Origin of the sequence: Bifidobacterium scaligerum (genome assembly GCF_002802865.1) — a bacterium.
Classification (GTDB): Bacteria; Actinomycetota; Actinomycetes; order Actinomycetales; family Bifidobacteriaceae; genus Bifidobacterium; species Bifidobacterium scaligerum.
In genome coordinates this window covers 149,161-161,805 of record NZ_PGLQ01000002.1, presented here as the reverse complement: position 1 = coordinate 161,805, position 12,645 = coordinate 149,161, and the positions used below count along the sequence as shown (strand labels likewise).

Sequence of the window (12,645 nt, the reverse complement as noted above, 5' to 3'; positions counted from 1 at the left end):
GGCCCGGCTGCCTCCATGAGGGAAGCAGCCGGGCCTGCAAAGGTTGATGACTCGCGATCAGCGGCCACGCATCGCGCGACGGGACACCTTCTGCGGGCGGTTGGGGTCAATGCCCTTGGGAATGGCGTAACCCTTCTTGGCCTGCAGCGTGCGCAGACGATCGTTGAGAATGTCCAGCTCGGCCTTGGTCAACAGGAAACGACGGCGCGGGTGAATCTTTGCCGCCAGCGCGTTCTTGTGATTGGTCGGCTCGTAGGTCTTGCACTTGGTGACCGTGTTACGCAGTTTGTCCAGAGACACCTGCTTAGGACCATGACCTACGCTGATACGGTACACCGGGATGGCGGAGCCAGCGGTTACTCCCTTGATCTCATGCTCCTGACGATCCATCGCCTTCATCACACGGCCGTAATCGCCTTCGCCGATCAGGTAGATGCCGTTCATGGAGGAACCGCGCCAGATGGCATCCTTCGTCTTCGGATCGATCCACACCGGCTCCTGCGGGAAGTTGAAACCGGCCTTGCTCATATTGCTCAGTACGCCGATGGCGGCACCGGGCTTGCCATCGATCTGCTTATAACCCACGATATCCGCACGGCGGGTAAGCATCATAGTGGCCAGCAGGATGCCGAGCATCACAGCGGTGATCATCAGGAAGATCCAAGTCAACCAGCTCCACTTGAAGAGCAGGCCGAGAATCACGCCCAACACCACGGGCAGCAGGAAAGCGCCGGCTTCGAGCCAAGGCAGGGCTTTGTCTTCCTTGGCCGTGAACTTATAAATCTGGATGATCTGCTTGATCGTGCTCTGCTTCTTCGGCTTAGCGTCCTTTTCCGCCATCACTTCTTCCTTTTGCTGGGACGAAACACACTGCGCAATACTGTATCAGGTGCGCTGGTCCAGTCTGCCGCGCATATAGCACGATTCTTGGCTTGGCAATAGGTTGGCTTCGGGCCTGTCCCCGCGGCTTGCCGATACTCCCCGAGACTATCGCGTGTGCAACGGCCGGCCGTCCGCCTTGAGCAATGCCTCACCGAGCGTCTCGCTGAACGTGGGATGAGGATGGATGAGTCGGGCGGCATCTGCGAGCGGCACTCGGTTGCCTACCAGCTGCTCGGCTTCAGCGATGATATCCGAGGCGATTGGCGAAATCATATGTACGCCCAACACCCTCGGAGTGTCCGGATCGGAGGCATCGCAACCGGAAACGACGGTGAGCGAACCCGCCCGGCCGCTCATCAGCATGCGGGCGTTGGCTAACATCGGGTAGACGGTTTCCTTGACCTCTACAAGGTCTTCGCGCGTCTGAGCCTGTTCGATGGTCAGCCCCACCGAAGCGGCTTCGGGGGAGGAGAAGACGATCTGCGGCACGGTGTCTTCGTCCACAGGCTTGACAGACCGCCCTGCCAGCGACTCAGCGATGACGATGCCCTGCTCAAAGGCGCGATGAGCAAGCGCGTGTCCGGCGGTCACGTCGCCTACGGCCCAGACTCTTGGCTTGCTGGTCCTGCCATAAGCGTCGGTGATGACGTATCCGCCATCCATAAGGTCCACACCCCAATCCGAATCGGTAAGCGGCGTACGTCCGATGGCGGCCAACGCGATCTCGCCCCAAACGGTCTGTTCGCCGTCTTGACCCTCACGGGTGTAATGCACGGTGGCTCCAAGATTCGCCCCCACATCTACATGAGTCGCATGGGTGCGGGTAATGATATTGACTCCATGACGTTTGAGCTCGCGGGTCAGGGTCATGCTGGAACGGCGATCCCATGCGGACAGTACGCGGTCCTTGCGAATCAGCAGCGTGACATTCGAGCCGGCCGCATTCCACATCGAAGCGAATTCCAGTGCGATGGCCCCTGCGCCGATAATCACCGCCGAAGAGGGAAACTCGTTTAGCTCCAACGCCTGTGTGGAATCGATAAGCGCTCCGGCGAACGGGTTGCCGGGCAATGGACGGGGTGAGGCCCCGGTAGCAAGTACTACATTTGCGGCGATGATATCCAGCGCTTCGCCAGCAGGTTCGGGTACGTCGGCCTTGTGAAAGACCTGAATGGCATTCTGCCCGGGGGAGGGAAGCAGATGCACGATATGGCGGCCGTCCGCATCCGTTTCATCGGCATTGAAGGATGCGCAGGCACGCAACACGGTGATGCCGCGGTGGGCCAACAGACCGGAGAGACCGCGGACCATGGTGTCCACCATGCGCAGTCGGTAGTCGCGCAGCGTGCCGAAATCGATGCCGTCCACGGAGGCGTTGACGCCTAATTCGGCCGCGCGATGCACGGTGTCGATGGTGTGGGTTGCGGTGATCAGGGCTTTGGAGGGAATACATCCGCGGTTGAGGCATGTGCCTCCCACCGTGGCGTCGCGTTCGATCAGCGCCACCTTCATGCCCAGTTCCGCGGCGCGAAGGGCGGTGGAGTATCCACCGGGCCCGGCTCCGATGATCGCCACGTCGAACTGTTCGCTCATGCATCCTCCTTGATCGAATGCGGATTATCCGGGTTGCCCGGCATGCCCGCAGGACTCGTGTACGTATTCGTATGTGCGCAAAAACAACTATGGCTCCCATCATAGGGAGCCATATCGTGTTACGCCGGCAGCATCACTGGTTGATGATTCTGCGCGCAGAATGTTGGTCCGCGCACGACGGCAACGAGGGGATTAATCCTGCGGCCAATGACCGCGCTTGTCGTAACGCGGCTTCGGAAGCCTCCAACGACGCATCTGGATGGAGCGGCTCCAAGCGTAGGAGAAGGAACGGGAGCCCTTGGCCACGGAAGCCTCGCCGTACTTGGCGATCAGCTTGGCCTTGAGCTTGCGCCACATCAGCCATACGTCGATGATGATGGCGGCGAGGTAGCCGTACATGATCACCATCATGACGATGTTCGCCCACGGGTTTTGCGATACGGATGTGACCACCATGGATACGATGAGCACGGCGATCATCACCGGGATGAACCATTCGCCGAGATTGATGCGGGCGTCCACGTAATCACGGATATAAATACGCCACGGCAGACGCTCCGACTTGGGCATGTGGTTGAGATCGCCCTTCTGCATGGCTTCGTATTCGGCGTTCTCGCGCTCGCGCAGACGTGCCTTTGCGGCCTTGGCGCTGGCTTTGCGGTCGGCGGGAACCAGAGGACGGATACCGGCGGCCTGCGCCTTCTTCATCTTCGGAGTAGGGCGACCCTTCGGCCCGTTGGGATTGGTTTTGGTGACGGCCGGCTCAGCGGGAGCCTGAGCCTCTTCCTTCTTCTTGAACGGATTCCATGTCATGCTTTGAGGTTACGGTGACGTTCAGACACTGTTCAAGTGGTGTTTGCGGACCATAACCGCTGCAATGACGCCGTTATATATAGAGGAGGGCATATGACCGCACCTGACGCCGGCACGCTGGACGCCGATCTGATCCGTTCGCGCGTGGAATCCGACTGGAATCGCATCGTAGAGTTGCTTTCGCGCAAAATCGCTTTGCAGTCGGTTTCCGCCAAAGGCATCACCGCCGAACATATGAAGCGTTCCGCCGAATTCGTGGCCGATGAGCTCAAGCTGGTGGGTGTGGACGCCAAAGTGGTGCAGGCCACGAACGAGGACGGCACTCCGGGCGCATGGGAGGTCATCGGTTCTCGTATCGTCTCGCCGGACGCCCCTACCGTGCTGCTGTATGCACATCATGATGTGCAGCCTGTGCCGGACGCTTCCGCTTGGAATACCGACCCGTTCGTCGCGACCGAGATCGACGGCCGTCTCTATGGACGCGGCTCGGCTGACGATGGCGGCGGCATCGCCATCCATTCCGGCGCATTGAAAGCCTTGGGCGACGATCTCAAGGTGAACGTCAAGGTATTCATCGAAGGAGAGGAAGAGATGGGCTCGCCGAGCTTCATCCCCTTCGTTTCCGCACACAAGGACGAGTTCGCCGCAGATGTGATCATCGTGGCCGATTCAGGCAATTGGGCGGCGGACATTCCTTCTCTGACTACTTCGTTGCGTGGCAACACTACGGTGGACGTCACTGTGCGTGGCCTGAAGCATCCGGTGCATTCTGGTCAGTATGGCGGCCCGATTCTGGATTCCAACACACTCGCCGCGATGCTTATCTCTTCGCTATACAACGAGAATGGCGAACTGGCGGTGCCCGGTGTCGCTTCTGAAGAGCCGGTAGGCGGTCTGCAGCAGGATGTGGATGAAACTGGCGTTCGAGCCGACGCCGGAGTGGTCGACGGGTATGTGCTCGCCGGCACCGGTTCGCTTGCCTCCCGTTTGTGGACCAAGCCGAGCTTGACGGTGATTGGCTTCGACGCCCAGCCGGTCGAGGGATCGTTCAATGTGATCAGCCCGGAGACACGATTCCGTCTCTCTCTGCGCACTGCGCCGAGCCAGCGTCCAGAGGAAGCTCAGTCCGCGTTGATGGATTATCTCAAGCGTTCCGCGCCGTTCGGTGCCGAAGTGGAGGTTGAGGCCGGCGAGAACGGCATGGGATGGGCCATGGATCCGAATGCGGAAGCCACCAAGGATGCGTTGGAGGCCATGGAGGAGGCGTTTGGCGTTGCCCCGATCAATCAAGGGCAAGGTGGCTCCATTCCGTTCATTCCCGAGCTGCAGCGTCTCTTCCCGGATGCTCAGGTACTGGTCACCGGTCCGGAGGACCCGAAAGCCAACGCGCACAGTCCAAACGAGTCCATCTCTCTGCCGGGACTTAAGGACAACGTCATCACCGAAGCGTTGCTGCTCGACAAGCTCGGCAAGGCAGATAAGTAGAGGCATTATTCCGGCCTGTTTTCGTTCTCATTACAGCTCTTCTGCAACGCGCTGCGGAAGAGCTTTTTTCATGCGTTTCCGGTAAACTTACCCCCTAAGTGTGCCCCTATTGCGCAGCCCAAGGATGGCTCGTAATTCCGGGCGCTCTTATGCTTTTGCACCTTGCGAACGCATCGCTACGACGGGAGAGGTTCAGGCCCATGGGCAACGATGTATATAAAGGATTGAAGGTAGGTGCCGCATCGGTGACGGCAGCTGCCGTGCTGGGCTTCGGTATTCCAGCGGCGTATGCCGAAGATCCCGCGGATCAAGGAACATCCGAGCAGACCAACGCGCAAACGGTTGACACACAAACCGCTGATACGCAACCGGCTCAGGATTCAGATTCCGGCGATCAAGCCAATCAAACCGATAATCAGGCGACTGATCACACTACCGCGACGAATCAGTCGGACGGTCAAACGACTGACGACAACGCAAACGTTGACGCGCAGGTGGACGCTGACACGATCGGCGACGTACCGTTCACCGGAGCGACGGGTTCTGGTACGGAAACCGACCCGTATCTCATCAACGATCTCGCGGCGCTCACATCGTTCCGCGATTCGGTGAACAACAAAACGGAGAACAGTACGCCGAACCGACCGTACTTCCGCAAGTACGTCAAGCTGAACGCGGATATCGATTTGGGCAACGAGGATTGGACACCGATTCACGATTTCGCCGGCTCTTTCGACGGCGGTGGACACACCATCAGCAATCTGAAGGTCACCAAGGCCACGTCCGTGACGGATGGCAAGTACACATTCGGCGGCCTGTTCGGTACCGTCAACAATCTGTATTTCGTCGATGCGAGCAACCAGCAGGTCCCTGCCATCCAGAATCTCACCGTTGAGAACGTGGATGTGACAGGCGTCACTCGCGCCGCGGGCATCGTGGCGAATCTCATGGACACCTCGATCGTGAACTCGCACGTCAAGGGCAGTGTGACGATCAAATCAACGGGTTGGTCGTCCTCCTACGCGGGCGGCATCGTCGCCTATGCTTACGCCAGCATCACGAATTGCTCAGTCACGCAGACCGGCGGCAACGGCATCTCCGGCATCAAGAAAGTCGGTGGTCTGGCCGGATACATCGGCGAGAACGGCTCCACCGTCAGCGGCAACACCGTGACCGGCGTCTCGGTTTCGGCCACGCTCTCGGATGCGGGCGGCCTGATCGGTGCCGCGCAGGGCAATGCGACCATCACCGGTAATTCAGTCGCCAACGCGACCGTCTCCGGCTTCAAATCCAGCACAGCAGGCCTTGTCGGCCGCCTTGTCGATAGCGCAGGCGGCACCGTACAGAACAACGCGGTCAAGAACGCCACACTGCCCAAGGGCGGTTACGCTCTGGTCGCCGATTACGGCGCGGGCGCAGGCAAGGCCCCGGCCGAAGGCAAATTCACGGTTGACGACAACCTCACCGCAGCTGTGACCGGTGCCACGTCGAGCGAAGCCGATGAGATCACCGGCAATGTCGCCGTCGCGCAGGTCGGCAGCGAATATTACATGTCCATCGCCGACGCTCTTGCCAAGGCCGGCGCGAACGATACGATCACGCTGATCGCCGACGCCACCGAATCCGTCGTGGTCCCGGCCGGTGTGAACGTCACGATCGATCTCAACGGCCACAAGCTCACCAACGAGGACGGCAAGCACACCATTGTCAACAAGGGCATGCTCACGGTCACGGATTCCTCCGCGGCGAAGAGCGGCACCGTTGACAACGTCTCCCATTCCAAGGCTGCGGTTGTCAACTACGGCGGTGCCACCGCAACCCTCGCCGGAGGCAACTACACCCGTTCCACCGAGGCCAGCACCTACGACCCGGCTACCGACAAGGCCAACTCGGGCGGCAACTCCTACTACGTGCTGAAGAACTTTGGCACGATGAGCGTTAAGGCTCCATCCGTCGTCAAGTTCTCCGACACGAACACCGGCATGAGCTCCAGCCTGGTGGCAAACGGTTGGTACAGCAGTTCCGACAATGACGGCGACTCCGCCGCCAACGCCTATGGAGCCAACGGCGGCGCCACCTTCACGCTTGAGGGCGGCACGCTTACCGGTGGCAAAATCACCGTCAAGAACGATGACTGGGGCACCTTCACCATGACCGGCGGCACCATCACCCAGCCCGTCGAGAACTTCTACGCCGTGCTGACCTACCACAAAGCGAACATCACCGGCGGCACCATCACCGCACCGATGTTCCCGATTGGCGCTTCCGGCATCAAGGACGCCAAGGGCGATGTGGGCGAGACCGCCATCGGCGGCGACGTTACGGTCGTCAGCGAGAAGGGCTACGCACTGCGTGCGCTCGATAACGGCAAGATCACCGTCACCGGCGGTACGTTCACCTCTGGCAACAAGCAGGGCGTAAGCGACCTCAAACCCAGCACCAGCGGCACCCCGTCGGTAGCCATCTCCGGCGGCACGTTCAACGTGAAGCCCACTGAAAGCGAACTCGCCAAGGATTACGTCGTCAATGACAACGGCGATGGCACCTTCGGCGCCAAACTGCATGTGGCCGCCATCGTCACCAAGGCTGACGGCACCAACGCCGAGTACAAGACCCTCGCCGAAGCCATCACGGCCGCAGGCGACGGTGACGTCATCACGTTGCAGGACGACACCGCCGAAAAGATTGTCATCAGCGGCAAAACCAACCTGACCATCAACGGCAACGGTCATGCCATGAGCGGCACCATCGAGTTCTCCAGCACGAATGGCAGCAACAATGGCGTCACCGTAGAAAGTGTGCGTTTCACCGGCACTGGCGCTCCGCTGATCAACGTGAACGGTTCCGGCAACAAGAACATTGTGTTGAAGGACAACACCTTCGATCTGACCAGCGCCGGGTGGGTAGTCATCTATGTCCAGAAGACTTCCGACGGACTCACCATCGAAGACAACACCTTCAACATGCCCAAAATCACCAGTGGTGCTGCGCAAGTAATCGGTTTTGCCGGCACTGCTGATGCGCGTGCCACCAACGTGACCATCAAGGGCAATGTGCTCAATGGCAACGCCGACTCCACCGATGGTTCTGTCTTCTTCGTGATGGGTTGGACCGCCGCGACGAACGGCGAATACGGCGTGACGAACCTCACCATTGAAAGCAACACGGTCAACACGTCGGGCTCGGCCAAAGTGTACGGTGCCTGGCTGCGTAATGTGGATACCGTCACCGTCAAGGGCAACACCTTCGCCGGCACTGTGGGCGTGGGACTCACCTCCAGCCTCGGACAGGCCGCCAACAAGAACATCACCGTGGAAGGCAATAGCAGTACGGCCAAATATGGCCTGTACGTGAATAGCGGCGATTCGCTCGAAGGCGGCATCCTCACCAAAGACAACACCGGCATGTCCTATGCCCCTGCCCAGCTTCCGGCCGGCATCGCCCACGCGGATGGCTCCTTCAGCTATTACAGCACCTTCGACGAGGCGTTTTCCGCCGCTGTCGACGGTGAGACCGTCAAGGCATTGAACAACGCCACCCTCAGCGCCGACGTCACTGTCAACAAGAACGTCACGCTTGACCTGAACGGCAAAACAGTCGACACTGCCGGCTTCACGTTCGATGTCAAGGACGGCAGCGAGCTGACCGTCACCGGCAACGGCACCGTATCCAACTCGGTCGCTGCCGACGAAGACAACGATGACCTGCACGCCATGTTCAACGTGGCCAAAGGCGGCAGCCTTTCCATCGAGGACGGCACATACAAGGGCACTGGTGCGCCGGTCGCCTCCGTAGAAGGCACGTTGAGCGTCAACGGCGGTGACTTTTCCGTTACCAAGGCGGCCATCTTCGTTCTTCCCGAGGCAGACGGCGCCTCGCTGACCGTCAACGGCGGCACCTATAAGGACTCCACCGTGGCGATCTCCGCCCTCGCCGGCACCAACAAGCTCGCCATCACCGGCGGCGATTTCGACGTGAACCCTGCATCCTTCGATCAGGATCAGGCATACACGAAGTACATCACCGGCGGCACCTACGCCAAGAACCCCGGCCAGAGCACCATCGCCGATGATAAGAAGTTCATCCAGAACGATGCCGGACGGTATGTAATTGTCAACGCGACGATTGCCTCGGTCGAAACACTGGCCGACATCACTGTCGAAGCCGGCACTGATCCGACCGGCAAGCTGCCGAGTACGGTGAAGGTCACACTTGACAACGGATTGACCCGTGAAGGTGTGCCTGTTGACTGGGGTGACATGCCGAACACGTGGCAGGGGCCCAAGGGCGGCACCATCACGCTCGTCGGCATCGTGGATGGTTCGGACGCCGTGAAGGCCACGCAGAAGATCATCGTCAACCATGCCACCATCAAGTCGGCCACGGTCAATACGACCGCACTGTCCACGCCGGCTGGTGTGGATCCGACCGATCAGCTGCCCCAGCAGGCCACGATCGTTTGGTCCAGCAGTGATTCCGATACACAGACGGTTGATGTCGTATGGGATGAGATCAAGCCCGACGCCTTCGCCAAGCCTGGAGATTTCAACGTCAAGGGTACGGTGAATGTGGACGGATATCAGGCTTCCGTCACCGTCAAGGTGACCGTCGGCAATGCTGTGGCCACCAAGGTCGAGCCGACCGAGACCGTCGTGGACACAATCGCTACGAACGCGCCAGATGCCAAACTGGGCAAGGTGAAGGCGAAGGTCACGTGGTCCGATGGCACGACTACGGACGAAGACGTGACCTGGCCTGCCATCGGTGCCGACCAGTACGCCGCTGAGGGCACCTTTGAGGTGACCGGCACCGTCAAGGACGTGCAGATCAACGGCGCTGACGCGACGATTACCGTCACGGTGAACGTCGCTGCCCGAGTGATCACGACAGTAACGCCGTCGGACACCCGTATCGAGGTGGAGACGGCAGGCGACGCTGATCCGAAGCCGTCCGTCACCGGCAAGGCGACGCTCACATGGAATGACGGCAAGGCCTCGACCGTGGATGTGTCGTTGACGCTGCCTGACGACTGGAACCACCCACGCACCGCGCACGATGTGGCTGTCATTGGTCGCGTGAACGGCTGGGATGCGGACATCCCGTTCACCGTACACGTGAAGGCCGCATCGGCCACGGGCGCAACCGCTTCCGGCGTCTCAACCGAAGAGAAGGTGGCACCTGTGCTGCCCGAAACCGCTGTGGTGACATGGTCGAATGGCGAGACCTCCGCCGAAAAGATCGAATGGCCGTCCATCGATACCGACCAGTACGCCGCGCAGGGCAGCTTCGAGGTGACCGGCACCGTCAAGGGCGTGCAGATCGACGGTAAGGATGCGACCGTCACCATCACGGTAACGGTGACCGCCGCGACGATCGCCGGTGTGGACAACCCGGCTGACACAGTGGTGACCGCTTCCGGCACGAAGCCCGCTCTGCCTGCCACGCTGACTGCGCATTGGTCCAATGGCACCGACTCTCAGGTGGGTGTCACGTGGGCCGAGTCGGACGCGTACAAGACGCTGGCCGGCGGCGACTACGAGCTGACGGGCACAGTCGCCGGTTGGGATGGCAAGGTGAACGTCAAGGTTCATGTCACGCCGGCCACTCCAATCAAGCTGGCCAACGACGGCAAGGTCGAGGCGACCACCAAGACGGGCGTAGCTCCCGAGCTGCCAGGCAAGCTGGACGTTGTCTGGTCCAACGGCGACAAGGTCGCCGCGGCTGTGTCATGGAATGACATTGACTCCGCGTTGCTGGGCAAGGTCGGCACGTTCACCGCTACCGGTACCGTCACTGTTCCGTCCGACGCATCCGGTCTGACCGAAGGCGCGACGGAAATCACCACGCGCACCTTCCCGGTGACCGCAACAGTGACTGTCGAAGCCGTGCCGGTGACGAATGTGACCGTCGCCGTGGATTCGCCCGATCTGGCCATCGGCAGTACCGCAAAGGCCACTGCCGCAGTCAAGCCCGGCAACGCCACCGACCAGAAGGTGACCTGGACCTCCTCGAACGAGAAGGTCGCTACCGTTGATGCAAACGGCAACATAAAGGCCCTCGCCGAAGGCACTGCGGAAATCACCGCAACCGTGGGCGGAGTGACCTCCAAGGCCGTGAAGGTCACTGTAACCAACGTGGTCGTCAAGGTCGAGCCGACTGCCGCCAGCGTGGACACCATCGCCACCAACAAGCCTGACCTGAGCCAAGTGAAGGCCACCGTCACATGGTCCGATGGCACGACTACCACCGAGGCTGTTACGTGGAAGGCGATCGACGCCGACCGGTATGCAGCGGCAGGCCAGTTCGACGTGACTGGTACCGTCAAGGGCATTACCATCGACGGTAAGAAGGCTACCGTCACCGTTACGGTGAACGTCGCGGCTCGTGCCATCACCGCTGTCACCCCATCCAACGAATCCATCGAAGTCGCCACCGCCGCTGATACGGATCCGAAGCCGACTGCCACCGGCAAGGCGACACTGATCTGGAACGATGGCAAGACTTCGACTGTGAACGTGCCGTTGACCCTTCCTGATGGCTGGAATCATCCGCGTACCGCGCACGACGTGGCTGTGACCGGCCGTGTGGACGGCTGGAGTGGCGATGTGCCGTTCACCGTGCAGGTGAAGGCCGCCAAGGTTATTGGAGCTGCTGGCCCCGCCGGTGTCTCCACGCTCGAAAAGGTCGCTCCCGTGCTGCCGCAAACCGCTGTGGTGACGTGGTCGAACGGCGAGACCTCATCCGAGGCCATCATTTGGGATACGTACGACGAAGCGAAGCTGGATCAGGCCGGCGAATTCACCGTGACCGGCTCCGTCAAGGGGCAGTCGGTTACCGTAGCCGTCACCGTCGTTGCGGCGACGATCACCGGTGTGGATTCCCCGGCCGATCCGGTGACCACGGCATCCGGTGAGGCTCCCGACCTGCCTGCCACGCTGACTGCGCATTGGTCCAATGGCACTGACTCTCAGGTGGGTGTCACGTGGGCCGAGTCGGACGCGTACAAGGCGCTGGCCGGCGGCGACTACGAGCTTACGGGCACAGTCGCCGGCTGGGAAGGCGAAGTCAGCGTCCAGGTGCGTGTCACCCCGGCCACTCCGTCCAAGCTGGCGAACGATGGCGCTATCGAGGTGACCACAAAGGCCGGTGTGATGCCGCAGCTGCCTGCCGAGACGGATGTCGTATGGTCGAACGGCGATACACTCGCTGCCGCAGTGGTGTGGAATGACATCGATACCGCGCTGCTGGCCAAAGTCGGAACGTTTACCGTCTCCGGCACGGTCACGGTGCCAGCTGACGCTTCCGGCGTTGCCGCCGCTGCGGATGCCGAGGAATCGCAGACCGTCACCTTCACCATCACCGCGACGGTCACCGTCACCGCGGATTCCACCACGAATCCGGACGACGGCGACAATGATGATAACGACGGCGACAATGATGACACCGACAAGGGCAACGACAAGACCGATAACAACGGTTCCGCTGCCAAGCCGAACAAGACACCGCTGTCCTCCACCGGCGTCGCGGTCGGCGGTATCGCCGGTCTGTCCGCGTTGATGGCATTCCTCGCCGGCATCGTGCTTTCCTTCAGCCGCAAGCGCCGCTGACGATTGCCGCTGACTGAAAGCCACATCCTACGAAACCCGTCGCCATTGGTTTGAGACAACACTCTTGCCTTTGGCGACGGGTTGTTTTATAGTCGGGGAGTTGACACGGGAGCTGCCGGTTAGGGCGGCTGAGAGGAGACGTCAGTCTCGACCGATGGAACGTGACCGGGTAATGCCGTTCGTCACGGAATTGTCGCTCTTCACTCTTATCTACCCGTGCCTGAACTAAGTCCGCGTGGGTTACTCGTCATGGCTTGCGCGAAAT

At 60.6% G+C, this 12,645-nt stretch carries 5 protein-coding genes; 2 read left to right on the top strand and 3 right to left on the bottom strand.

Features of this window, described 5'->3' with window-relative positions:
* Positions 1–57 precede the first annotated feature (57 nt).
* From CUU80_RS03885 to CUU80_RS03875, 3 genes are all read right to left on the bottom strand, one after another.
* The gene (locus CUU80_RS03885) at positions 58–840 is read right to left on the bottom strand and encodes a DUF4191 domain-containing protein (protein ID WP_100496065.1); all 783 of its coding nucleotides are present in this window, start codon (positions 838–840) and stop codon (positions 58–60) included.
* A 147-nt stretch (positions 841–987) separates the two neighbouring features.
* Positions 988–2,475: a dihydrolipoyl dehydrogenase family protein gene (locus CUU80_RS03880; protein WP_100496064.1), complete on the bottom strand. Its 1,488-nt coding sequence runs from the start codon at positions 2,473–2,475 to the stop codon at positions 988–990.
* Positions 2,476–2,667: 192 nt separating this feature from the next.
* Positions 2,668–3,288: a DUF3043 domain-containing protein gene (locus CUU80_RS03875; protein WP_100496063.1), complete on the bottom strand. Its 621-nt coding sequence runs from the start codon at positions 3,286–3,288 to the stop codon at positions 2,668–2,670.
* Between the two features lie 93 nt (positions 3,289–3,381).
* Between CUU80_RS03875 and CUU80_RS03870 the strand changes: the two genes are divergently transcribed.
* The gene (locus CUU80_RS03870; protein ID WP_100496062.1) at positions 3,382–4,773 is read left to right on the top strand and encodes a dipeptidase; all 1,392 of its coding nucleotides are present in this window, start codon (positions 3,382–3,384) and stop codon (positions 4,771–4,773) included.
* Positions 4,774–4,973: 200 nt separating this feature from the next.
* Positions 4,974–12,380, top strand: coding sequence for an Ig-like domain-containing protein (locus tag CUU80_RS03865; RefSeq protein WP_117434575.1), 7,407 nt, complete (start codon positions 4,974–4,976; stop codon positions 12,378–12,380).
* Positions 12,381–12,645: the final 265 nt, after the last annotated feature.